16 protein-coding genes are annotated in these 25179 nt (G+C 71.0%); 12 read left to right on the plus strand and 4 right to left on the minus strand.

The features are described from left to right. The first annotated feature begins 140 nt into the window (after positions 1-140). From ACIBVP_RS05890 to ACIBVP_RS05905, 4 genes are all read left to right on the plus strand, one after another. The gene (locus ACIBVP_RS05890; RefSeq protein ID WP_396104809.1) at positions 141-1010 is read left to right on the plus strand and encodes an aminoglycoside phosphotransferase family protein; all 870 of its coding nucleotides are present in this window, start codon (positions 141-143) and stop codon (positions 1008-1010) included. A gap of 104 nt (positions 1011-1114) precedes the next feature. Beyond that, positions 1115-2068: a hypothetical protein gene (locus tag ACIBVP_RS05895; RefSeq protein ID WP_396104810.1), complete on the plus strand. Its 954-nt coding sequence runs from the start codon at positions 1115-1117 to the stop codon at positions 2066-2068. Positions 2069-2225: 157 nt separating this feature from the next. Then, the gene (locus ACIBVP_RS05900; protein ID WP_396104811.1) at positions 2226-6122 is read left to right on the plus strand and encodes a S8 family serine peptidase; all 3897 of its coding nucleotides are present in this window, start codon (positions 2226-2228) and stop codon (positions 6120-6122) included. Between the two features lie 41 nt (positions 6123-6163). After that, positions 6164-10609, plus strand: a complete 4446-nt coding sequence (locus tag ACIBVP_RS05905) for a carboxypeptidase regulatory-like domain-containing protein (protein WP_396104812.1) — start codon at positions 6164-6166, stop codon at positions 10607-10609. 29 nt (positions 10610-10638) lie between these two features. Here ACIBVP_RS05905 and ACIBVP_RS05910 read toward each other — a convergent pair whose 3' ends face one another. Together ACIBVP_RS05910 and ACIBVP_RS05915 are read right to left on the minus strand one after the other, a co-directional pair. Beyond that, a complete protein-coding gene (locus ACIBVP_RS05910; RefSeq protein ID WP_396104813.1) occupies positions 10639-11289 on the minus strand; it encodes a response regulator in 651 nt (216 codons plus the stop codon). Beyond that, on the minus strand, positions 11286-12494 hold the full coding sequence (locus tag ACIBVP_RS05915; RefSeq protein ID WP_396104939.1) for a sensor histidine kinase: 1209 nt from the start codon (positions 12492-12494) through the stop codon (positions 11286-11288). Before ACIBVP_RS05915 ends, ACIBVP_RS05910 begins: the two co-directional genes overlap by 4 nt. A 204-nt stretch (positions 12495-12698) precedes the next feature. On the opposite strand from ACIBVP_RS05915, the gene ACIBVP_RS05920 reads away from it, so the two are divergent. Beyond that, entirely contained in the window at positions 12699-13787 is a 1089-nt protein-coding gene (locus tag ACIBVP_RS05920; protein WP_396104814.1) for an ABC transporter permease, read from the plus strand. Beyond that, positions 13784-14494 (plus strand): ABC transporter ATP-binding protein, encoded by a 711-nt coding sequence (locus ACIBVP_RS05925; protein ID WP_396104815.1) that lies wholly within the window; start codon positions 13784-13786, stop codon positions 14492-14494. The genes ACIBVP_RS05920 and ACIBVP_RS05925 overlap by 4 nt, the downstream gene beginning before the upstream one ends. On the opposite strand, the gene ACIBVP_RS05930 is transcribed toward ACIBVP_RS05925, so the two are convergent. Continuing rightward, complete coding sequence (locus ACIBVP_RS05930; protein WP_396104816.1) at positions 14491-15507, minus strand: LacI family DNA-binding transcriptional regulator; 1017 nt, start codon at positions 15505-15507, stop codon at positions 14491-14493. The two genes, ACIBVP_RS05925 and ACIBVP_RS05930, sit on opposite strands and share 4 nt — an antisense overlap. Positions 15508-15704: 197 nt before the next feature. Between ACIBVP_RS05930 and ACIBVP_RS05935 the strand changes: the two genes are divergently transcribed. The 5 genes from ACIBVP_RS05935 (at position 15705) to ACIBVP_RS05955 (ending at position 21075) form a co-directional block, all read left to right on the plus strand. Then, the gene (locus tag ACIBVP_RS05935; RefSeq protein ID WP_396104817.1) at positions 15705-17216 is read left to right on the plus strand and encodes an alpha-N-arabinofuranosidase; all 1512 of its coding nucleotides are present in this window, start codon (positions 15705-15707) and stop codon (positions 17214-17216) included. Positions 17217-17253: 37 nt separating this feature from the next. Next, complete coding sequence (locus ACIBVP_RS05940; protein WP_396104818.1) at positions 17254-18570, plus strand: ABC transporter substrate-binding protein; 1317 nt, start codon at positions 17254-17256, stop codon at positions 18568-18570. A gap of 12 nt (positions 18571-18582) precedes the next feature. Continuing rightward, entirely contained in the window at positions 18583-19578 is a 996-nt protein-coding gene (locus tag ACIBVP_RS05945; RefSeq protein WP_396104819.1) for a carbohydrate ABC transporter permease, read from the plus strand. A 44-nt stretch (positions 19579-19622) separates the two neighbouring features. Further along, the gene (locus ACIBVP_RS05950) at positions 19623-20441 is read left to right on the plus strand and encodes a carbohydrate ABC transporter permease (protein ID WP_396104820.1); all 819 of its coding nucleotides are present in this window, start codon (positions 19623-19625) and stop codon (positions 20439-20441) included. Between the two features lie 109 nt (positions 20442-20550). Further along, a complete protein-coding gene (locus tag ACIBVP_RS05955) occupies positions 20551-21075 on the plus strand; it encodes an Asp23/Gls24 family envelope stress response protein (protein ID WP_396104821.1) in 525 nt (174 codons plus the stop codon). A 208-nt stretch (positions 21076-21283) separates the two neighbouring features. Here ACIBVP_RS05955 and ACIBVP_RS05960 read toward each other — a convergent pair whose 3' ends face one another. Beyond that, positions 21284-22294 carry an RNA polymerase subunit sigma-70 gene (locus ACIBVP_RS05960; protein ID WP_396104822.1) on the minus strand — a complete coding sequence of 337 codons (1011 nt, stop codon included), beginning with the start codon at positions 22292-22294 and terminating at the stop codon, positions 21284-21286. Positions 22295-22399: 105 nt separating this feature from the next. On the opposite strand from ACIBVP_RS05960, the gene ACIBVP_RS05965 reads away from it, so the two are divergent. Then, positions 22400-25165, plus strand: a complete 2766-nt coding sequence (locus ACIBVP_RS05965; protein WP_396104823.1) for a tetratricopeptide repeat protein — start codon at positions 22400-22402, stop codon at positions 25163-25165. Positions 25166-25179 lie beyond the last annotated feature (14 nt).

A 25179-nucleotide genomic window follows, 5' to 3' on the forward strand; every position in this document is an offset into this window, starting at 1 on the left:
CTGGACAATGCCGGCGTCCGATTACTGGTAATCGGGATCTGTGTTGACCGTAATTCACCCGCTCCGGGTTCTCCCAAACCGGTTTGATCGAAGTTCGGCAGTCATGACACGCTGCCGTGGACTACTGGTAGGAGCTGTCCTTGACCGTCGAAACAACCCCCGCGATCGACGCCGCGCTGGCGAGGCGCCTGATCGATACGCAATTCCCGCGATGGGCCGGGCTGCCGCTGGTTCCGCACGCCCCGGCCGGCTCGGACCATGTGATCTACCGGCTGGGTGAGCGGCTGTCCGTTCGGCTGCCACGTCATCCCGGCGCGATCGGGCAGGCTGTGAAGGAAGCTGAGTGGTTGCCCCGGCTGGCCCCGCACCTGCCGCTCGCCGTACCCGTGGTGGTCGAGGTGGGTGAGCCGGACTTCGGCTATCCGTGGCGGTGGGCGGTGTCGCGCTGGCTGGATGGCGAGGTGGCGACCGTCGGCGCGCTGTCCGGCTCGCACGACGCCGCCGTGTCGCTGGCCGAGTTCCTGACCGCGCTCCACCGGTTCGACGCCGAAGCCACCGAGGAGCTCACCGGACGGCCACTGGCCGCGCGGGACACGGCGACGCGAGCGGCTGTCGCGAAGGTCGGTGACACGTTCGACGCCGCGGCGATGGCCGACCTGTGGGCGACGGCCCTGGCCGCCCCTGAGTGGGATCGTCCACCGGTCTGGTTCCACGGCGATCTCCACACCGGCAACCTGCTGACGAGAGGCGGCCGCCTCAGCGCCGTCATCGATTTCGGCGAGCTCGGTGTCGGCGATCCGGCGTGCGATCTGACCATCGCCTTCACTCTCATGTCCGCCGAGACCCGAGCCACGTTCCGTGCGGCGCTCGATGTGGACGACGCCACCTGGACCCGCGGCCGAGGATGGGCCTTGGCCACCGGTTTGAACGCCTACGTCTCCTACGCGGCGGTCAACCCCCGCATCGCCGCACAGACCGCCCGCCAGATCACCCAGGCCCTCTCCGGCTGAACATCGTGGCCTGACAGCGGGCCGGGAGCGTAGTATCCGCACGTCTGAAACGATTCACCGGCTCGGCCGCGTGCCGCGCCGCGACCGATCGGTGAGAAATCCGGATGTTGGCTGAGTTGGGGGCGAGCAAGGAAGAAGACCTGCTGTACGGGCACCTGGTCACCGTGGTCTCGGCGAATGTCGCGGAGCTGGTGGCGGCCACCGGGCTTGCCGAGGCCGACGTCCGAACGGGGTTGGCCGGGCTGGTCGAGCGACGTCTCGCGCACCGGATGACCGGGGAGCCGACGCGGTATGCGGCCGCGTCGCCGAGCGTGGTCGAGTCGATGATCGCCGGGCGGATCGCCGAGCTGCGCCTCGCCCAGTCCGCGTTGGACCACGTCGCCGCGCAGTACCGGGCCAACTCGCTGGCCACCGCGGGGGCCGGGGTGTTCGAGATCGTCCAGGGTGCCGACGCGCTGCGCGAGTGCGTCGTCGGGATGATCAGCTCGGCACGTGCCGAACTGCTCAACATGATCAAGCCGCCGGTGATCTCGGTGCGCCCCGCCGAACACCTGCGGCCGAGCGACTCGGTGCGCGGCAGGGTCGTCTTCGAGACCGAGGCGATGGACGTGCCTGGCGACCTGCCGCTGATCCACGAGTTGGCGGGACCGAACGCCGAGGCGCGGCTGCACGCCGAGCTGCCGATCAAGCTGATGGCCGTGGACCGGTCGATGGCACTGGTCCCACTGGCGCAGCGCGACACCACACCGGTCGGGGTGCTGGTTCGCGAAGGCGCGTTGCTCGACGCGCTCCTGTCGCTGTTCGAGCATGTCTGGGCGACCGCTGTCCCGGTGCACTTCGACGAGGAATCCGGCTCGCACCGGCCGCCGGTGCTCGACGCCGAGGACCGCCGGCTGTTGTCGATGCTGCTCGCCGGCCTCACCGACGAGGCCATCGCGGCGCGCCGCGGTATCAGCGTGCGCACGGTACAGCGCAAGGTGCGCACGCTGATGGCCGCCGCGCACGTCCGGACGAGGATGCAGCTGGCCTGGACGGCGGCCAAGCAGAACTGGATGTAGCCGACCGGGGAGATGTCGGGAACACGTCAATGTCGGGTCCTGGACAGCGTCCGATGTTGAGCCGGTGCGTTGGGCCTGCTTAACGTCCACGTCAGCGCCAGTTCCCGCTCAGTACTTCCCTGTCGACGTGGTCAGGGAGCAGATCCCCGGAGGCTCCGTGCGTACCGCATCGACCGCGCCGTCCACCGCGCCGTCCACCGCGCCATCGACAGGGCCCGCGCGAGCACTGCTCGCCGCGGCAGTGGTGCTGCTGCTGGCGTTGACCACCGCGCTGTCCTCGGCCCCGGCGGCGGCCGACGCCCGGCCGACTGCCCCGTCGAACATCGACGCGCGGCTGCTCGCGGCCGCGCGGGACGACGACGCGCCGCTGCGCGTGGTGCTCGTGCTGTCCGCCACGCCGGACAAGGCCAGGGCCGCGGGTGGCCGCAAGCGGGTCACCGCCGAGCTTCGGCGGGTGGCGCGCGACTCGCAGTCGGCGGTCGTCGACCGGCTCAACCGGCAGCGCGACCGGTTCGGCAAGCCACGGGTGCTCAGCACGTTCTGGCTGCAGAACATGATCTTCGTGGAGTTCGACGGGGAGCCGGCGCACTTGGCGGCGCTGGCTCGCGTTCCCGGCGTGGACCGGGTGATCCCGAACTTCGCCACCACGTTGATCGAGGACGAGCCGCTCGGCAGGACGGCGACCCCGTTCCAGACGACCGTCGAGGACGCCACCTGGGGCGTCGCCAAGATTGGCGCGGACCGGGCGCAGGACGAGCTGGGCGTCGACGGGACGGGCGTACGGGTGGCCGTGCTGGACTCCGGTGTGGACGCCGAACACCCCGACATCGCGGGGAAGCTCGCCACCGACGACCCGGCCGACCCGACCCACCCCGGCGGCTGGATGTCCTGGGACCGCGACGGCAACCCGATCGCCTCCACACCGAACGACCCGAACGCCCACGGCACCCACGTGTCCGGCACGGTGGTCGGCGGCGCCGCGAGCGGGCACCGGATCGGGGTGGCGCCGGGCGCGACGCTGATGGTCGGCCAGGTGCTCGACGCCTCCGGCTCCGGTTCGTGGCTGCAGGCGATCGCCGCGATGCAGTGGGCGATCGCGCCGTTCGACGCCGAGGGCAACCCGGCGGGCGAGCCCGCCGACGTGATCAACATGTCGCTGGGGCCCAAGGAGGGCAACGTCTACGTCAGCGAGCTGATCGCGCCGTCGCGCAACGCCTACCTCGCGGGCACGACGCTGGTCGCCGCGTCGGGCAACTGCGGCAGGGACTGCCTCGGGTCGCCGGGCAACATCCACGACAACATCGCGGTGGGCAACACCACCCCGAACGACGACGTCAACAGCAGCTCCAGCGGTGGTGTCGCCGAGAAGGCGAAGTTCGTGGACCCGCCCGCCGACTGGCCGGACAGCTGGGTCGTGCCGGACGTGTCGGCGCCGGGAACCGATGTGCTCTCGTCCTGGCCGGGCGGCGGCTGGGAGACGATCTCCGGGACGTCCATGGCGACGCCGCACGTCGTCGGGACCGTGGCGCTCATGTTGCAGGCCAGGCCGGAGCTGACGCCCGCGCAGGTGCGTGAACAACTCGAGAAGACCAGTGTCCACGACGGACGCTACGGCCCCGAGTCGCCGAACACGCGCATCGGGCACGGCCGGATCGACGCCTTCGCGGCCGTTTCCGCCGTCGCCACACCCAGCGGGATCGCCGGGTCGGTCACCGACGCGAACAGCGGGTCGCCGCTGGCCGGGGCTCGGGTGGTGAACAGGACGACGGGCACCGAGACGACGACGGGCGCGGATGGCCGCTACCGGCTGTTCGAGCAGGCGGGCGTCCACGAGATCGCCGTCGAGCTGTTCGGCTACGGCGCGGCAGCGCACACCGTCGAGATCGCCGAGGACGCGGTCACCGCACACGACGTGGGCCTCGCGATGCGGCCGCGCGGCGGCATCTCCGGTGCGGTCGGCCTCGCGGGCTCGGGCCGCGGTGTTCCGGGGGTGGCAGTCATGCTCACCGGCACGCCATTGTCGACGACGACCGGCGCCGACGGCCGGTTCACGTTCGCCGACGTGCCGGCCGGCAGCTACCAGGTCACCGCTGACAGGGCCGGGTTGCGTGCGCAAGCGCCGGTACCGGTGGTCGTCGGCCAGGACGCGACGGCGACCGTCAGCCTCGACGTCGGGAGGCTGCCGAGGGTCGGCGTGCTCGGCGACCCGTGGGACCGGTCCACCGGCGTCGAAACCTTCCTGGACAAGGCCGGTTTCCTGGCCGAGCCGATCGGCTGGGACACCGATGTCAGCGAGTTCGACACGATCGTCGTCAACACGCCGGGGGATCCCGGTGAGCAGCGGCTCACCGATTTGCTGGCCGCCACCGACCGCGCCGGGGTGGGTGTGGTGTTCCTGGACGCGGCGAACACCAACGGTTCCGGGATCGCCATGCTGCACCAGCACCTCGGCAACCCGGCGGCGCGCGAGTTCGCCAGTGGTACGGGTACGGAGACGGTCGGCTACCAGGTGGTCGGGGAGCACCCGGTGCTCGCCGGATTCTCGCCCGGTGACCAGATACCGCTCGACGACAGCTCACCGACGCGTGCGCACGCGTGGTTCCAGGGTTACGGCGGTGACGATCGCACGGTGATCGCCAACGTGACCACGTCGGCCGGTGGCACGCTCGGTGCCGGGATCGGTGTGCAGCAGCGTGCGGACAACCGGCACGTGCTGCTGTCGCTGAACGGCGCGAGCGCGGCTGTCAACCCGCCGGTCTGGCTGCCGGAGGGGGCGCGGGTGCTCGACAACGCGGTGCGCTGGGCCGCCCGCGTGCCGGGTGAGAACGAGCCGGTGTTCGTGCCGTGGCACCTGACCGTCGACCAGGACTCGGTGCTCCCCGGCAAGCCGGTGACCATCAGCGCCACGGTGACCAACGTCGGGACGGGCGCCGGGGACTACACCGCCCGTCTGGCCGTCGACGGCGAGCCGGCCGCGCTGACCGCCGACGTGCACCTGGCCGGCGGCGAGTCGACCACCGTGCGGTGGCAGGTCAGCCGCGAGCAACTCGGTACCTACCGGGCCACGTTGGCGGACCTGACCACGTCGTTCGGGGTGCGCACCCCGCGGGTCGACCTCGTGGTGTCCACTGTGGACGGAGTGGGGGCGCCTGCCGGGCCGCTGGCCGGGGCGCAGGTGCACGTGACCCGCGCGAAGGGCGAGATGTTGGGCGTCGGCACCACCGACGCGCACGGCAAGGCCACGTTCTCCTCGCCGGTCGTCGCGGGGGAGTACCAGATCGTGGTGCGGCGGCCGGCGACCGAGACGCATCCGTTCGCCTACCTGCTGACCCGCCGGGTGCGGGTCGACGATGACCTGACGCTGAAGATGGCGCCCGCCACGGGTGACGCCGGGGCGCGGGCCGCGGCGGCCGACCGCGCGGCCACGATCGCGTTGCGGGCGGACAGCGCGGGCTCCCGGCACAGTTCGGTCACCTACCTGCGCAACGAGATGACAGCCGGGTTCGCGTTCGGCTTCGACCCCGGCCGGGTGGTCGTCTCCACCGGCGACTACGAGGTGCGGCACGTGCACCGGGCCGCGGCGGCCGAGCGGGACACCTGGGGCCTGTCCGAGATCAGGCCGGTGTCGTTCGGCGCGGCCTCCGAGTACACGCTGGCCTACGGCGGACCCGCGGCGGCGACGTTGGCGGCCACCCTGTCGCCGGACGGGGCGTTGACCGGACGCTGGTCGGTGACCGACGCGCACGGCAACCCGTTCGCGCTGTTCGCCAGAACGGAGCTGCGGCCGCTCGCCTCGATCGCGGCGATCACGCTGGAGGACCTGCCGCTGGTCGTCGCCGGTGTGGCGCCGGAGACCACCGAGGTGGTGTTGCGGATCCACGACCGCAAGGGCAAGCAGGTCGCAGGCACCGGGCTGCGCTGGCCGGGTGGCGAGTTCACCGCCACCGTGCCCGGGGTCGACCGGCGCGGCCGCTACGACCTGACGCTCACGGTCGGCCTGGACGCGTACGCACCCGGCACGGTGACCAGCACGCTTCAGGTGCGGCCGGAGTGAACGCCACCACCACTGGAATGACCTCGGGAAGGGAAACCGGCATGGTCGGGAAGTCGTTGCGGCGCTGGGTGTTGCCGCCGTTCGTGGTGGCGCTCGCGGCGTTCGGGTTGGTCGTCGCGCCCCGGGCGGCCGTGGCCGAGTCGGCGTGGGTGCAGCCGGAGCTCGCCGCTGCCGCCGCGGCGGCAGGTGGCGAACCGGTGCCCGCGGTGGTGTTGCTCGACCGGGCGGCCGACCTCGGGGCGGTGGCGGGGGACCACGACGCGGTGGTCGCGGAGCTGAAACGGGTCGCCGGGCAGAGCCAGGCCGGGGTGCGGCGGGCGCTGCCCGCCGGGGTCACGGTGCGCTCCGCGTTGTGGATCGTCAACGCGCTGGTGGTCGAACTGCCCGCCGCGAACGCGCCGGGCGCACTGTCCGCCCTGTCAACGGTGCCCGGCGTCACGCGACTGCTTTCCGGCGCCGCGATCGCCGTCCCGGAGCTGAAGGAGGCACCGGCGGAGCGGCAGTCGAGCCCGGCCACCGGTCAGCGGCTCGCCGAACCGAGTGCGCGGGGTTGGCACGAGCAGCTGGCCACGATGCCGGACGGTGCCGTGGTGGGAAACCGGGCCTGGGGCATCGAGCGGCTCCGGGCCGACCGGGTGTGGGACGAACTCGGTGTGACCGGGGCGGGCACCAGAGTCGCGGTGGTGGACGCCGGAGTCGATCTGGGCCACCCGGACCTCGCCGGGCGGATGGCCACCGACGACCCGGCCGACCCGGCCTATCCCGGCGGGTGGATCCAGTACGGGCTGGACGGCGCGCCGCTTTCCTCCCGGCCGGGCGATGACCTCGGCAACGGCACCGCGCTGTCCAGCGTGGTGGTCGGCGGCGCGGCCTCCGGCACCGCGATCGGTGTGGCGCCGGGGGCGAAGCTGATGCACGCCAAGGTCACCGACAGGTTCGGGACCTCGCTGGCCGCACTGTTCGCCGGGCTGCAGTGGACGATCGAGCCGACCGACGCGGCAGGTGCCCCGGCAGGCTCCCCCGCCGACGTGGTCACCATGCGCTACGCCCTCCCCGACCAGTACCGCCCGGAGTTCACGCAGGCGACCAGAGCGGTGGTGGCCAGCGGAGCGATCCCCGTGTTCGCCATGAGCGACGCGTGCGGCAACGGCCGGACCGAGCCGGGGCTCATCTACGAGGCGGTCGGGGTCGGCAGCACCGACCGGTCCGACACCGTGCCCGACGGCTCCTGCGGTCGTGTGGTGAACCGTGCCGACTGGCCGGCGGCGCCGGGCGACTGGCCGTCGAGCTTCGTCAAGCCGGACCTCACCGCGCCGGGCGTCGACGTGCCGATCGCCCGCTGGCGGGGCGGCCACGACCCGTCGCGCGGCAGCGCGTACGCCACCGCCTATGTCGCCGGTGTGGTGGCGCTGATGCGGGCCGCCGCCCCGGAGGCGCAGCCGCGGGACGTGGTGACGGCGCTGCGGCAGACGGCCGTGTTCGACGAACGACACGGCGCCGAGCGACCGAACGTCAGCTACGGGGCCGGCCGGGTGGACGCACTGACCGCGGTGCGGGCGGTCGCCGGGTGGTCCGGGGTGACCGGCCGGGTGGTCGACGCGCGAACGGGTCTTCCGGTCGCGTCGGCGCAGGTGCGCGACAGCGGGTCGCCCCGGGTGGCGACCACCGACGCGGACGGGCGTTTCCGGCTGCCGGTCCGTGCCGGTGCGCGGTCGTTCACGGTGTCGGCGGCGACGTACGCCCCGGGCGAGGTTCAGGTGGACGTGCCCGCCGACGGCGTGGCGACGGCCGACGTCGGGCTGGCGCCGGGCGTGGCGGGGGCGCTGCGCGGCACGGTGGGGTACGGCGCGCGGCGCACCGGTGTGCCCGGCGCGACGGTGCTGGTGACGGACGCGGACAGTGCGGTCCGGGCGACCACCGACGCGGAGGGCCGCTACCAGGTCCCCCGGCTCGAGCCAGGGGAGTACCAGGTGTCGGCGGCCGCGCCGGGGTTGTTGCCGAGCGCGAGCACGGTGTTGCGAATCGCCGAGGGCGCGACCGCGGTCGGTGACCTGCTGGTACGTCCGCCGTCCGGGGCGGAGTTGGTGTCGGTCGGCATGGACGGTGCGGCAGGTGACGCGAACTCCCGGGACACGTCGGTGAGTGCGGACGGCCGGTTCGTCGCGTTCGCGAGTTCCGCGACCAACCTCGTGCCCGGCGAGCCGGGTTCTGGTGACCAGGTCTACGTGCGTGACCGCCAGGCGGGCACGACCGAGCTGGTGTCGGTCAACGACGACCGTGTGCGTGCGGACGGCGGCGCGCTCTGGCCGACGATCAGCGCGGACGGCCGGTTCGTCGCGTTCGCCAGCTCGGGATCGAACCTCGTGCCCGACGACACGAACCGGGCCACCGACGTGTTCCTGCGGGACCGGGAAACCGACCGGACGATCCTCGTCACCCGCACCGAGGCCGGCGATCCGGGCAACGGCTCCGGGTTCGCCCCGGTGGTCAGCGCGGACGGCCGGCACGTCGCGTTCGGCAGTTCGGCGTCGGACCTGGTGCCCGGTGACACCAACAGGACGACCGACGTGTTCGTGTACGACACCACGTCCGGCGCGATGACCTTGGTGTCCCACGCGGCGGACGGCGGGCCGAGCGACGGCTGGTCCGGTGAACCGGACGTGTCCGAGGACGGCAGCCGGGTGGCGTTCTCGAGCCAGGCGGCCAACCTGGTGCCCGGTGACACGGACCGGGCGCAGGACGTGTTCGTCACCGACCTGTCCGACGGCAGCACGGTGCGTGTCTCGCAGGGCGAGGATCGCGCGTCGTCCCCGTCGATCAGTGGTGACGGCGGCACGGTCGCGTTCGACAGCGACGCCGCGGTGCTCGTGCACGACCTGCGCACGGCGCGGACGGTGCAGGCGTCGGTCAACACAGCCGAGGTCCCGGCCGACGACTTGTCCGAGTTCCCGTCGCTGTCCCGCGACGGCCGCTACGTCGCGTTCCGCAGCTACGCGGCCAACCTGTACGCGGGTGACGTCAACGGCGCGTCGGACGTGTTCGTCCGCGACCTGGTCGCCGGCACGACCGAGCCGGTGTTCGCGGCCACGCTCGCCGGCGACGTGTGGACCAACGCCCCCGACCTCAGCCCGGACGGCCGGTTCGTCAGCCTGAACAGCGAGCCGCACAGTGCGTGGGTCGGCGTCGGGCACCAGGACGTGTACGTGGTCGACCGGCAGCCGCCCGACGAGCGCGGCCCGAGGTTCGCGCTGTCGGGGCTCACGGTCGGTCCGGACGCGGCGCCGCGCGGGGCGCCGGTCACGGTCCGGGCCACGGTCACCAACATCGGGGACGAGCCGGGGTCGTACGCGGGCGAACTGCGGGTCGACGGCTCGGCGAAACCCCATGCCCCGGTGTCGCTCGCTCCTGGCGCCGCGGGGACGCTCACGTGGACCGTGTCCAGCGACCACATCGGCAGCCATGACCTGCGACTCGGCCGGTTCGCGGCGTCGTTCCGGGTGCGGCCACCGCTCGTCACGGTGCGGGCCACCACTGTGGACGGTCTGGGTGGCCGGCCGGTGCCGTTGCGTGGAGCTGCGGTTTCCCTTGTGCAGAACGGCTTTCCGGTGCCGTTCGGGGTGACCGACGAGGCCGGTCAGGTGACCGCTGAAGTGCCGGTCGAGCGGACGAGCGTCGAAGTGACCGCGATCGTGAGTACGCCGCCCGCCAGGCGCTCGCCCGGTTACCTGCTCACCGCACCGGTGCGGGTCGACGGCCGGGACGTCGAGATCTCGCTCACCCCGCGCACCGGACGCCGGGCCGGAAGCAACGCCGCCGTGCTGGAGCTGGTGCCGGACAGGGCAAGCGCGGAGCACGACCCGCTGACCTACCTGTCACCGGCACAGCTCGCCCCGGCCGCCGCGGTCGCGATGCCGCCGGGGCAGGTCGTGGTCTCCACCGGTGAGTACCGGCTGCGACACGCGTACCGGGTCGGCCTACCGGAGCGGGAGTGGTGGGCGCTGTCCGTACCGAGCACGGAAAGGCTCGCGGAACCCAGACGGTACAAGGTGAACTTCGGCGGCGCGCCCACGATCGACCTGAACGTGGCACGGGACGCGGGATCACCGACCGCGTTCACCGTCGACTGGTCGGTCGTCGACGGTACCGGCGTCGCGTTCGACTTCCTCGCGCGCGGCCCGCTCCGCTACACCGGCCCGGTGACGAGCCCGGCACTGCCTTCGCACACCATCGCGTTCGAGGTGCCCGCACTGGTCCAGGCCAGGGCGCCGCGGCGCGAGGACGTGGTCCTGCGCGTGTTCGACCCGACCGGCACGCAGGTCGCGGCCGGCGGTCTGCCCTGGGACCAGCACGAGATCACCAGGGACCTGGCGAACTGGGTGGCCGACGTGCCGCCCGGCGAGTACCGGGTGGAGCTGACCGTCGGCACGGCGGACTCGCCGTTCGGCCCGTTGACCGCCACCGCGACGGTCGCTGTGGAAGGAGGGTGAGGTGTGGGGCCGCCTGTGCTGAGCACCTGTCACGGTCGTCCCTGGGTTGTCGGGCGGATGAAGCCGAGGCTGGTCGCGGTGGCGACGGCGGCGGTGCGTGAGTCGACGTCGAGTTTGGCGTACGCCCGGGCCAGGTGGGACTTGACGGTGCCTTCGGTGAGGTGGAGCCGGTCGGCGATGGCGCGGTTGGGCAGGCCTTCCGCGACCAGGACGAGGACCTCGGTTTCGCGCCGGGTGAGGCTGGTGCCGGGGGCGCGTAGCCGGTGCATGAGCCGGTCGGCGACGGCGGGGGCCAGCGCGGTGCGTCCGGCGGCGGCGGTACGCACGGCCGCGGCGAGAACGTCGGGTGGGCTGTCCTTGAGGAGGTAGCCGGTGGCGCCGGCTTCGATGGTGGGCAGGGTGTCGGCGTCGGTGTCGTAGATGGTGACGACCAGTACCCGAGGGGCGTCCGGTTGTGCGGTGATCGCGGCGGTGGCCTCGGTGCCGTTCATGCCGGTACCGAACTGCAGGTCCATGAGGACGACGTCGACATCTCCCTCGGCGGCGCGAGTGACGGCTTCCTCGGCGGTGGCGGCTTCGGCGACCACGACGAGATCGGGTTCGCTTTCCAGCACCGCACGGAGCCCAGCCCTCACGACGGGGTGGTCGTCGGCCACGAGGAGGCGGATCGGGGTTGTCATCGGCGTACCTCGGGCTCGGTTTCGCGTTCGGTGCCGGCGGGCCGATCGAGGGGCAGGCGAGCGGTGAGAGTGGTGCCCTGGCCAGCGGTCGACTCGACGGTGAGTGTGCCACCGAGCGCGTGTGCGCGGGAGCGCATGGCCGCGAGGCCGAAGCCGCCGTCCTCGGGATCCGGATCGGGTAACCGGTCGAGGTCGAAGCCGGTGCCGTTGTCGAGGATGTCGAGTTCCACGTGGTCACCGAGGTAGTTGAGGTGCACCTCGGCGACGGTGGCGTCGGCATGCCGGACGGTGTTCGCCACGGCGGACTGGGCGATGCGCAGGAGGGCCACCTCGTGTGGGGTCTGCAGCGGTGTGGGATTCCCGACGAGGTGAAAGCGTGCGGTGATCGGATGGCAGGCGCTCGTGGTGGTGCACAGGCGTTCGAGAGCGCCCGCCAGGGAGGCGTTCTCCAGCGCGGGCGGGGTGAGCGCGGCGACGAGCCGGCGGGCCTCGGCGAGGTTGTCGGCAGCCGCCTGACGAGCTTGGACGACGTAGTGAACGGCCTTGCGGGCCGGTGCGGGCACGGCGCGTTCGGCGGCGTGCAGCAGCAGCTGGATGGACGACAGACCCTGGGCGAGGGTGTCGTGGATCTCGCGAGCCAGGCGTTCGCGTTCCGCGAGGACACCGGCGGTGTGCTGGGCGTCGGCCAGGTCGGCGCGGGTGGTCGTGAGCTCCTCGATCAGGTGTCTGCGTTGTTCGCTCTCCCGGTACAGGGCCTGGTACCCCCACACGACCGCGACCGCGACGGCGGCACCGAGCGCCGGGCCGATCGCGACGGCCGGGCTGAAGGAACCCTGATGAGCGGTGAACGCGGTGATCGCGGCCAGTGCGGTCACCGTCACAGCGGCCAGTCCACCGCGTCGTGTCAGCAGGTGGAGCTGGAGGAAGTACAGGGGGAACGCGATCCACACCCCGTCGGCGGTCAGGACGAGCAACCCCAGCCACGCGGCACCCACGACGGTGAGCCATCCGGCGGCGGCCCGCCGGGAGCGGCGGATGTGCGGCAGTAGCGGCCCCACGGCGTACACCGTTCCGCACACCGCGGTCACGGAGAGCACAAGCTCGGCCCGGGGATCGCCTGCGACGACGGCGCGGACGGCGGCAAGGGCGAGCAGCCCGACGACGAGCAGGTGCAGGCACCAGGTCAGTGTTCGGCTGGTCGGCATCGTCGGCCCGAAGGCGGTGGTCGGTGTGGGCGTCACAATGTGTCCAGGCTACGTAGGCGGGACCGGGGACGCCTCTGTCGAAAGTTGGAGGCGGCCTGCCGTCGTTCGGCACGCGAACTGCTGTCCGGGGTCGGATGCGCCGCACGGTGCTGACGGCGAGAGTGGAAACACACCGCCCCCGTACCGAAAGGACAGACCGAGGTCGTGTTCGTGGCCTGGAGAGACCTGAAGTTCGCCAAGGGGCGTTTCGTCCTGATGGGAACCGTTGTCGTGCTGATCACCCTGCTGGTCGGCCTGTTGTCCGGACTGACCGCCGGCCTGAAGCAGCGGAACGTTTCCGCGATCACCGACCTGCCCGCGGACCGGATAGCCTTCGCCGAGCCCGGCGACGGCCAGGATCCGTCCTTCGCCGACTCCACCGTCACCGAACAGCAGTGGTCGAGGTGGGCGACGGCGCCCGGCGTGACCAGCGCCGAACCGCTGGGCATCACCAACACCAGGGCCACCGCCGGTGACAGAAGCGCCGGCGTGTCCGCCTTCGGCGTCCGGCCCGGATCCCCGCTGGCACCGGACAGCGGCAAGCTCACGGAAGACTCGGCGGTGCTGTCGGCCACGGCCGCCGATGACCTCGGCGTCCATCCCGGTGACGTCGTCACGCTGGCCGGACGGCGGGTGACCGTGACCGCGGTGGGAGGCGACGCCTCGTTCAGCCACACCCCGGTCGTCTGGACCACTCTCGGCGTCTGGGGTGAGTTCGCGGCTCCCGCCGGTGACGGCGATGGTTCGACCGCGACCGTGATCGCTCTGGTCACCACCTCCGGTGCCGACGTCGCGGCCATCGACCACGCCGCGGGCACCACGACGGTCGCGAAGGACGACTCGTTGTCCGCGATCGGCTCCTACACGTCAGAAAACGGCTCACTGCAGCTGATGCGCGGCTTCCTGTTCGCCATCTCGGCCCTGGTCATCGGCGCCTTCTTCACGGTCTGGACCATCCAGCGCGCCGGCGACATCGCCGTCCTCAAAGCCCTGGGCGCCACCACCACCGGCCTGGTGAAGGACGCCTTGGGACAGGCCGTCGTCCTGCTCACCGGCGGCACCCTCGTCGGCACCGGCATCGCCGCAGGTCTGGGGTCCGTCATCGCCGGCTCCGCGGTGCCCTTCGTACTGACTCCCGTCACCGTCCTCGTGCCCGCCGCCGTGATGGTCCTGCTCGGTGCGCTGGGGGCCGCGCTGTCCGTTCGCCGCATCACCTCCGTCGACCCGCTGACGGCCCTGGGGAGCGCGCGGTGAGCCTGAACTTGTCCGAGATCACCCTCACCTACCCCGACGGCGACACCCGGCTGACCGCTCTCGACCGGGTCACGCTGAACGTTCCCCGAGGGAGCGTCGCCGCCGTGGTCGGCCCGTCCGGTTCCGGCAAGTCGAGCCTGCTGGCCGTTGCCGCCACACTCGTCACACCCGACTCCGGCACCGTCACCATCGACGGCACCGCCACCTCCGGGCTGGCGCGTGGCGAACTCACCGACCTGCGCCGCCACAAGATCGGCATCGTGTTCCAGCAACCCAACCTGCTGCCCTCGCTCACCGCCGCCGAGCAACTGCAGGTCATGGCGCACATCGACGGCCGCTCACCGGCCAGGGCCCGCGGCCGGGCGCTGGACCTGCTCGACGCCGTCGGGCTCGGGCCCCAGGCGGAGCGCCGTCCCCACCAGCTTTCCGGAGGGCAGCGTCAGCGTGTGAACATCGCACGCGCCCTGATGAACAGTCCGACCGTTCTGCTGATCGACGAGCCGACCAGTGCCCTCGACAACGAACGTGGCGCCGCGATCGTCGACCTCGTCACCCGCCTCACCCGTCGACAGGCGACCGCCACCGTCATGGTCACCCACGATCGCACCCACCTGAGCACCGCCGACCTGATCGCCGAAGTGCATGACGGGCGCCTGCACGTTCCAGGCAACCCTCAGCGCGATCCTCGACGCCGAACAGGAATCTAGTTCCTGGTGCTGCCCCGGGTCACGAGGGAGACGGTGCTGACGACGTGCTCCGGCGCGGCGTTCTTGTCCTCGAACTGCCGGCGCAGCAGGCGCAGCGCCTCGGCCACCATCGTCGGGCGGTCGGGGTCGATGGTCGTCAGGCCCGGGGCGAGGTGCGCGGAGATGCCGAGGTTGTCGAACCCGACGAGCTGGACGTCGTCCGGCACGCGCAACCCGGCGTCGTGGAGGCCGGCCAGTGCGCCGATCGCCACCTCGTCGGTGACCGCGAAGATACCGTCGATCGTCAGGCCGGCGGCCAGCGCATCGGTGATCGTGGCCCGTGCTTCCGCGATCGAATAGTCGTGGAGCGGAATCACGAGGTCGGCGCGGGGGTTCAGGCCCGCGTCGGTGAGCGCGTCGGCCCAGCCGTTCGCGCGATGGGTCGCCATCTCCGGACGAGGTGCGGTGAGTCTGCCGCCCAGCACCGCGATTCGTTTCGCGCCGCAGGCGATCAGATGCTCGGTGGCCAGTCGCCCGCCGGCGGCGTTGTCCATTTGGACGCGGTGGTAGCGGTCCGGCACGTCCTGCTCGCCGAGCAGCACGATCGGCAGGTCCGGGTGGATCCGGTCGAGGTCGGCCATGCCCAGTCCGACAGCGCCGAGCAGGACGCCGTCGTACTGCTGGAGCCGGGCGAGCGAGAGCGCCGAGAGCTCGCGTTCACGGCTCGCGCCCGACTGTTCGACGACGAGGTGCATGCGGTCCGCCGCCAGTGCGTCCGAGATCAGGGACGCCAGCTCGCCGTAGTAGTGCAGGTCGAACCTGGGCACGATCAGACCGACCGTGCCGGTCCGCCCTGATCGAAGGTGCCGGGCGGTCAGGTTGATCTCGTAGCCGAGCCGGTCGACGACCTCCAGGACGTGCAGCCGGGTGTCGGGACCGACGTTCGACCGGTCGTTGAGCACGTTCGACACGGTCATGACCGACACGCCGGCTTCGCGTGCCACGTCGCTCATCGTGACGGTACGTCGTCCCATGACGGTCACTCTCTCAGCCCGGGTGCGGAACCGGGGCGTCGTTGGCTGTCGATCAGTCACGAAACGGCGACGATGCCCGGTGCCCGGCTTGACGACGGGGTGTCGAGTCGCGACTCTGTCCCGCCAGGAAGTGTAACGATAAACCCGAAAGTTTCGCCAGCTCAGGCGCGGTGCGGACGGTCACACCGGAAGGCGGCATGACGACTACGGCGATCATCAACCTGGACTTGCCCGGTCCAGTCATCTCCCGGCATGTGTACGGCCACTTCGCCGAGCACCTGGGCAGATGCGTCTACGGCGGGTTCTGGGTGGGCGAGGACGCGAACGTGCCGAACATCCGCGGCCTCCGCGCGGACGTCGTCGAGGCGCTGCGGGCACTGCGGATCCCGAACCTGCGGTGGCCGGGGGGCTGCTTCGCCGACACCTACCACTGGCGCGACGGCGTCGGGCCGCGCGAGCGACGTCCCCGGATGGTGAACAGCCACTGGGGTGACGTCGTCGAGGACAACTCCTTCGGCACGCACGAGTTCCTCGACCTCTGTGAGCTGTTGGGCGCGCAGCCGTACGTGTCGGCCAACGTCGGCTCCGGTTCGGTGCGGGAGATGGCCGAGTGGGTCGAATACCTCACCCGTGCCGACGACTCACCGATGGCGGCGCTGCGCCGGGAACACGGGCGGGACAGGCCGTGGCGCGTCCCGTTCTGGGGGATCGGCAACGAGTCCTGGGGATGTGGCGGCAACATGCGGGCCGAACAGTACGCGTCCCTGGCACGCCACTACTCGACGTTCGTGCGAGACCAGTGCGGCAACGAGGTCTACCGGATCGCCGTCGGCCCCAGCGACGGCGACTACGCGTGGACCGAGACCATGATGCGCTCGTTCGACGACCTGGTCGCCAACCCGGCGGCGCCGTTCCAGGCGCTGTCGCTGCACCACTACACGATGACCGGTTCCTGGTCGGACAAGGGCGCGGCGACCCGCTTCACCGAAGACGAGTGGTACGTCGCGTTGTCCCGCGCCTCGCGCATCGAGGAGTACCTCACCCGGCACAGCACCGTGATGGACCGCTACGACCCGCACCGCAAGGTCGGGCTCGTGGTCGACGAATGGGGCACCTGGTGGAACGTGGAGCCAGGCACCGATCCGGGGTTCCTGTACCAGCAGAACACGTTGCGCGACGCCCTGGTGGCCGCGGTGCACTTCCACGCCTTTCACCGGCACGCCGACCGGGTGGTCATGGCCAACATCGCCCAGACGATCAACGTGCTCCAGGCGATGCTGCTCACTGACCCGGACTCGGGCGCGCTCGTGCGCACGCCCACCTACCACGTGTTCGAGATGAGCACGGGCCATCACGACGCGGCGTCGTTGGAGGTCCACCTGCGCGATGTCCCGGCCATCGAGTCGGACGGGCGAGAGCTCGAACTCGTCTCGGTCACGGCGTCGACCACAGAGGACGGCGCGCTCGTCTCGCTCGCCAACCTGGACATCAGCGCCTCGGTCGAGGTCGTGCTCGACCTGCGCGGGCCCACCGCACGGTGTCGCGGCGCGCGGATCCTCACCGCCGCGTCGCCCGCGTCGCACAACACCCCGCGGACTCCGTCCGCAGTGGCACCGGTTGCGTTCGACGGTGTGCGGGAGCACCCGCGCGGCCTGCTCGTCGAGTTGCCGCCGCACTCCTACGTCACAGCCGAACTACAGCTCACCTGACCCGATCCCGAACAGTGGTCGACCAAAGGAGCCGTCGATGATGACACGCAGGTACCGTTCCAGGACTCGTGGCGTTCTGGCAGGCACGATGACGGCAGCCCTCGCGCTGTCGGCCTGTTCGACAGGTCCGGAATCCAGTGACTACAAGGAAGGCGACCCGTACACCCTCACCGTCTGGACCAACTACACCGGCGAGACCGGCCTGGCCTGGTTCGACAGCGTGGCCAAGGAGTTCGAGGCCGCGCACGAGAACGTCACCGTCGAGGCCCAGCACATCCAGAACGAGGAGCTGGACGGAAAGCTCCAGACAGCGCTGAACTCCGGTGACGCGCCGGACATCTTCCTGCAGCGCGGCGGCGGCAAGATGCGGGACATGGCCGAGGCGAACCAGCTCCTCGATCTCACCGGCAGCGCGGTCGATTCCCCGCAGCTGCGCGACAAGCTCGGCGACGCGCCGTACGAAGCGCTCACCGTCGACGGCAAGCTGCTGGCCGCGCCGCAGCTGGTGCAGCCCGGCGGCATCTGGTACAGCAAGGACCTGTTCTCCCAGGCCGGCATCACCGAGATCCCGAAGACGGTCGACGACCTGGCCGGCGCGATCGACAAGCTCAAGGGCGCCGGCATCACCCCGATCGCGCTCGGCGGCAAGGACGCCTGGCCCGCCGCCCACTGGTACTACTTCTTCGCGCTGCGCGAGTGCTCGGAAGACGTCCTCGAGGCGACGAACACGTCGTTGGACTTCTCCGACCCGTGCTACGAGAAGGCCGCCGGGGACGTCGTCGACCTGGCTGCCCTCAAACCGTTCAACGAAGGCTTCCTGAACACGTCCGCGCAGCAGGGCGCCACCAGTTCGGCCGGCCTGCTCGCCAACCACAAGGCGGCCATGGAGCTCATGGGGAACTGGGAGCCCGGCGTCGTCAAGGACCTCACCCCGAACAAGCAACCGCTACCCGACCTGGGCTGGTTCCCGTTCCCCCAGGTGACGGCCGGCCACGGTGACGCGAACGCGCTCATGGGCGGCAAGGGCGGGTTCTCCTGCTCGGCCAGTGCGCCGAAGAAGCTGTGCGGGGAGTTCCTCGCGCTGATGAACTCGGAGAAGAACCAGGAGAGCTTCTACACCGCGTTCGGTTCCATACCACTGCACGTCGACGCCCAGGACGTGGTGAAGAACGACTACGACAAGCAGATGATCGAAGCCCTCAACGAGGCGACCTACGTGTCGGACTTCCTGGACACCAACTATGGCCAGAAGGTCGGCACCGTGCTGAACCAGTCCGTCGTGGAGCTGCTGACGGGGGCGACGGATCCCGCGGGGTTCGTCAAGGCGATCACCGAAGCGGCCGAACGGAAATAGGGACTTGACCACATGGAGACAGCCACGCACGTGAACCGCGACGTGCCGGACAGTGCGGGCCTCGGGGACAGCGCCGCCGAGGCGCCGGCCCCGAGGGGTCGCCGAGTGCCCTGGCGGCGGTGGGCGGAGATCGCGCTGCTCGCCGGCCCGGGGGTCGTCGTCTTCGTCACGTTCGTGATCGTGCCCGTCATCATGGCCGGGTACTACGGGTTCTTCGCATGGAGCGGGTACGGGGTCCCGACCGAGTTCGTCGGCCTGCGCAACTACGAGCTGATCCTCACCGACACCGCGTTCCTCGAGGCGATGTCGCACAACGGGTTCATCCTGGTCATGTCGCTGGTCCTGCAGGGCCCGGCGGCGATCGGGATCGCCCTGCTGCTGAACCGGAAGATGCGCGGGCGATCCCTCATCCGCGTGCTGATCTTCGTTCCTTACGTGATCTCGGAGGTCATCGTCGCGATCGGGTTCAGCCTCATGCTGCACCCCACCGGCGCGGTCAACGACGTGCTGGACCGGATCGGGCTGAGTGGCCTGGCGGCGGACTGGCTCGCCGACCCGGACGTCGCGATCTGGTCGCTGATGATGATCCTGGTGTGGAAGTACATCGGGTTCGCGGTCATCCTCATGCTGGCCGGCCTGCAGGGAATCCCCGACGAACTCCGCGAAGCGGCCGCGATCGACGGCGCGTCGTACTGGCAGACGCAGTGGCACATCACCCTGCCGCTGCTCGGTCCGACCATCAGGATCTGGGCGTTCCTGTCCATCATCGGCTCACTGCAGGTGTTCGACCTGGTGTACGTGATCTGGGGCCAGTACGTGGCCGACACCGCCGGCACCTCGACGATGGCGACCTACATGGTGGCCAACGGCCGGATCTCCGGCGAGTACGGGTACGGCAGCGCCGTCGCCGTGGTGATCTTCCTGGTCTCGCTCGTGATCGCGCTCATCTATCAGCGGTTCGTGCTGCGCCGCGACACCGAAGGCGCCTTGACCGAAGGTGTGGCCTGATGTCCACTGCCGTCGCATCCCGCGGGACCAGGGATCGCCCTGTTGTGACCGGGCGCGGAAGCCTGACCGCCTACCTGGTCGCGTTCGCCCTGGTCGGCCTGTGCCTCGCGCCCGCGGTCTACATCATTCTGGGAGGTTTCCGGACGAACTCCCAGATCATCCGGTCGCCGGCCGGCCTGCCCGAGCCATGGGAGGTCGGCAACTACACGGGGTTGCTGACCGGCGAGGTCTTCTGGCAGCAGCTCGTCAACTCGGTGATCGCCGCGGCGGGCACCACGGTCGGCGTCGTCGTGCTCGGCCTCATGGCCAGCTTCGTGATCGCCCGCTACCCGTTCAAGGCCAAGCACCTGATGTACTCGCTGTTCGCGGCGGGACTCATGTTCCCCGTCACGGTGGCGATCACGCCGCTCTACATCATGGTGCGCGACCTCGGACTGACCGACACCCTGGCCGGGGTCATCCTGCCGCAGATCGCGTTCGCCATGCCGACCACCGTGATCATCCTCGTGCCGTTCCTGCGAGCCATCCCGAAGGAACTGGAGGAGGCCGCACTCATCGACGGCGCGAGCCGGCTCGGCTTCTTCGTCCGGATGGTGATCCCGCTGTCCCTACCCGGAGTGATGACCGTGGGGATCCTGGCCTTCGTGGCGAGCTGGAACAGCTACCTGCTGCCGCTGTTCCTGCTCAGCGACAACGACCTGTACACCCTGCCGCTGGGAGTGCAGGCGTTCGCGTCGCAGTACTCGGTCGACACCGCACGCGTGCTGGCGTTCGTCTCGTTGTCGATGATCCCCGCACTCATCTTCTTCTCCGTCTTCGAACGCCGGATCGTCAGTGGCCTGACCGGGGCGGTGAAGGGGTGAGCGCGATGTGCCCGGTCAGCCGTCCATCTCCGGTGCAGAACTGGTCCATGGGCTGGGGCAAGGATGCCCCGGCATACCAAAGTTCTGGCTCCGAAAGGGGACCGCCACCATGTCCGATCTCATGAACAGCGTGTACGGCCACACCGGGCACGAACCCGCGGGCACCGGCACGATCGACGGTGAGCCGACGGACGCGCTCACACAGGAACCCACCGACGTGGAGTCCGTGGACGACACGGCAGACGACCACGTCGAGGACATCGAGTCCGGCGACGTGCAGGACGCACCCGGCGACATCGCATCGCCCGAGGCACGTCCCGAGGCAGGGACGCGCGGCAACACCACCGTCAGCGACGCGGTCGTCGCCAAGGTCGTGACCATGGTCGCCGGCGAGGTCGACGGTGTGCACCGCCTCGACGACGAGGACAGCGAGGTGGCCGTCGACGGCCGCGTCGCCATGATCAGGATCTCGCTGGTGGTCGAGTACGGACAGGCGGTCACGGCGTTGGCGAAGCGCATCCGGGCCGACGTGGTCGACGCCGTGGAACAGGGCCTCGGCCTCGACGTCGCCTCCGTGGACATCCACGTGGGCGACATCCATGTCGACGACGGCCACGCCGAGGAAGCCGTCTGACGAGAGCCGACGGGTCGTGGCGGCCATCCGGCGCGAAACGCACAACGGGAGCGACCTCTCGAACGCCTCGGGCGGTGTCGGGTAGCAGTGGCAGCAGGCCGATCTGCCCGGGCGGGACCCTCCCGCCCGGGCAGATCGGCCTGACGGCCGACATCGCGTCAGGTGCCCGGTGGGGCGGGACCCCGTGCTCCGACACCACCAGAGCCGGTCAGACGTGTGCCGGAGGCAGGTCCAGCCATGGTTTGTCGCCCGCGTCGAACCCGGTGAGCTCGGCGATCCTCCCGTCGGCGACGTGCAGGACCGCGATGGCGAACAGCCGGTACTCCGGGGCCTCGGGGGTGCGGAGGTACAGCGCGGCGGCGGGCATGCGGTTGACGGTCGTCGCGGTACCGCGCCAGTCGTCGTGCCCGGGTCGGAAGAGGCCGCCGGAGACCCAGCCGTCCACCGCGTCCCTTGCGGTCGTGGTCACGGTGCCCGGGTCGGGCAGCATGGCGAAACGCAGGTCGTCGCGCAGCAGTGACGTCAGCGCGTCGAGATCGTTGCGTTCGTGGGCGTCGATGTAGGCCTTCAGCACGCCGCGCTCGTCCCGCGACAGTTCGTGGGTGGCGGGGCTCCGCCAGTCGAGGCGCCGGCCGGGCAGCCGCTCGCGCATCGTCACGCGCGCCCGCTGCAGTGCGCTGGTCACCGATGCGACGGTCACCCGAAGTGCGTCGGCGGCCTTCGACGCCGGCCAGCCGAGGACGTCGCGCAGGATGAACACCGCCCGCTGCCGCGGCGGCAGGTGCTGGACGGCGACGACGAACGCCAGCTCGATGGTCTCCCTGGCCACCACCGTTTCCTGCGGGTCCTCGGGGAGCATCCGGTCGGGGTAGGGCTGCAGGTACCACAGCTCGGAACCGGAGTCCGGCAGCTCGCCGGGCAGGGGTGTGCGGTCCTTGCGCTTCGCCAGGAAGTCGAGGCAGACGTTCGTCGCGATCCGGTACAGCCAGGTCCGCAGCGCGGCGTTGCCCTTGAACGTGTCCCGCTTGTTCCACGCCCGCAGGAACGTCTCCTGCGTCATGTCCTGGGCGTCCTCGTAGTTCGCGAGCATCCGGTAGCAGTGCACCTGCAGAGCACGCCGGTGACGCTCGGTGAGGAGCGTGAACCGCGCCGTATCGCCCGCGCGGACCGCCGCGATGAACGTGGCCTCGTCGGCGCCCAGCGGTCCAGCGTCGGTCATGGTCGTCAATCCTTCCATCGGTGCCAGGGGGCTACCAGAACTGACGACGCGGCGGCGGATTTCTGATCGCCGGGTCACGCGTGCGCCGTCCTCTAATCTGGACGGGTGGGCAGCGGGGACGTCATCGCGGGTCGGTACCGGCTGGAGGACGTGATCGGCAGGGGTGGCATGGGGGAGGTGTGGCGGGCGACCGATCTCGAACTCCGGCGTGTGGTGGCGGTGAAGCAGGCGAACACCGGCGACGGCGAGGTCATCCGCCGGGAGGCCCGCATCGGTGCCGGTCTGCATCACCCCCATGTGATCTCGGTGTTCGACGTGGTAGTTGAGGGCGGTGTGCGGTGGTTGGTCATGGAGCACCTGCCCGCCCGCAGCCTGGCGGAGATCGTGCGCGCGGACGGGCCGCTGTCGCCACGCGCGGCCGCGGCTGTCGGTGCGCAGGTCGCCGACGCGTTGTCCGCCATGCACGCCAAGGGCATGGTGCACCGGGACATCACTCTGGCCAACGTGCTCGTCGCCGCTGACGGGACCGCCAAGCTCGCCGATCTCGGGGTCGCGGTGTGGGCTGAGGTCACGCAGACCGGGACGGCGCGCGACGCGGGCACTCCCGGGTACCTGGCGCCGGAAGTGCTCCGCGGCCATCCCGCCGGCGCCGCATCGGACATGTTCTCGCTGGGCGTGACGCTGTCGGCCGTCGTCGAGGGGCACGCCGAGACGCCCGGGCCGCTGGCCACCGTGTTGGCGGCGCTGATCGACCCGAGTCCGCGTCGTCGGCCCACCGCGGACGAGGCGGCGCGGGTCCTCGCCGAGATCGACGGCGGTGCGTTGGTCACGTCGGCGCCGCGGACCGGCGAAACCGTGATCCCACGTCAGCTTCCCGCTTCCACAAGGGATTTCGTCGGCCGGGAGCGGGAACTGGCGCTGTTGACGAGCATCGTTGACGAGTCCACTTCGGACGATGGGCCGGTGGTGATCTCGACCGTGGCCGGTGGTGGGGTCGGCAAGACGGCGCTCGCGGTGCACTGGGCACACCGGGTGGCGGACCGGTTCCCCGACGGCCAGCTGTACCTGAACCTACGCGGGTTCGACCCGTCCGGCTCCCCGATGGTGCCCGGCGAGGCGGTCCGCAACCTGCTCGACGCGTTCGAGGTGCCCGCCTCGAGGATCCCGTCCGCGCTCGACGCACAGGCCGCGTTGTACCGCAGTCTGATCGCCGGCAGGCGGATGCTCGTGCTGCTCGACAACGCACGCGACTCCGACCAGGTCCGGCCGCTGCTGCCCGGCACGTCCGGCTGCCTCGTGCTGGTGACCAGCCGCAACCAGCTCACCGGCCTGACCGCGGGGCACGGCGCCCGTCACCTGCCCATCGACGTCCTGCCCGACGCCGAGGCCCGCGCGCTGCTGTCGGCACGGCTCGGCGCCGACCGCATCGCCGCCGAATCCGGGGCCGCGAACGAGATCCTCGCCCACTGCGGCGGGATTCCGTTGGCGTTGAGCATTGTCGCGGGTCGTGTCCAGACCGACCCGCACCTGTCGCTGGCCACGGTGGCCGAGGAACTTCGCGTCGCGCGGCTGCACACGCTGGAGGACGACGACCCCGCGCTCAGTCTCCCCACCGTGCTGTCCTGGTCCTACGCCGCACTCACTCCGGAGCAGACGCGTGTACTGGGCCTGCTCGCCATCGCACCGGGGCCGGACATCGGCCTGCCGTCCGTGGCGAACCTCGCGGGCCTCACCGGTGCCAGGGCCAGAGCCGTGCTGCGCGGGCTGAGACAGGCGTCGCTGGTCGAGCAGGACGCCACGGGCCGGTACCGGATGCACGACCTGGTCCGCCGCTACGCCGCCGACCGGACGGACAGCGACCAGACCAGTGCCGACCGGGAGGCGGCGTTGCGCAGGCTGGTCGCCTTCAGCCTGCACACCGCGTACGCGGGCGACCGGCTTCTGCCACCGCCCCGCCCGCTGATCGAACTCGGCCTTCCCTCGCCGGCGGAACCGCATCCACCGCCCGACGAGGCGGCCGCCGTGGCGTGGTTCGACGCCGAGCACTCGTGTCTGCTGGCGGCACAACGACTGGCCGTCTCGCGAGGTTGGCACGACGTCGTGTGGCAACTGGCCTGGACCCTCGGCAACTTCCACCGCCGACGCGGACACCGCCACGACGACGTGGTCGTCTGGGAGGCCGGGCTGACCGCCGCGGGCCACCTCGACGACCCTGTCCTGCTGGCGACGGTCCACCGCCACCTCGGGCACGCGCTGACCCGCGCGGGCAGGCACGCCGAAGCGCAGGACCACCTCGAACGGGCCCTGCGATGGAGCGAGCGCACGGGCGACCGGCGCGAGCAGGCGCACATCCACCAGAACATCGGGAACACCTGGGTGCGGCGCGGGGACTACCGGCGGTCGCTGAACCACGCCGGCCGCGCACTGGAACTGTTCCGGCAACTGGACGAACCGGTGTGGGAAGCCGCTGCGCACAACGGGATGGGCTGGAGCCACGCGCACCTCGGCGAGTACGACGAGGCACGGGCCCACTGCGAGGCAGCGCTCACGCTGCTCGCCCGCCACCACGACCCCGCGGGCGAGGCAGACACCCTGGACAGTCTCGGCTACATCGCCCACCACGCCGGTGACCACGCCCAGGCCGTCGGCCACTACCAGCGAGCACTGGCCATCCTCCAGGACCTCGGCGAGACCTTCGGAACCGCGGACACCCTCGAAGCGCTCGGGCATCCACTGGCCGCACTCGGCCGCCACGACGAGGCCCGTGACACGTGGATGCGGGCCGTGGAACTGCTCGAGTCACAGCACCGGCTCGTCGACGCGGACCGCGTCCGGCGGTTGCTCCGGACCCGCCCCGCCACCACACCATGATGTCCACGCGAAGA

Origin of the sequence: Actinophytocola sp. NPDC049390 (genome assembly GCF_044466355.1) — a bacterium.
Classification (GTDB): domain Bacteria; phylum Actinomycetota; class Actinomycetes; order Mycobacteriales; family Pseudonocardiaceae; genus Actinophytocola.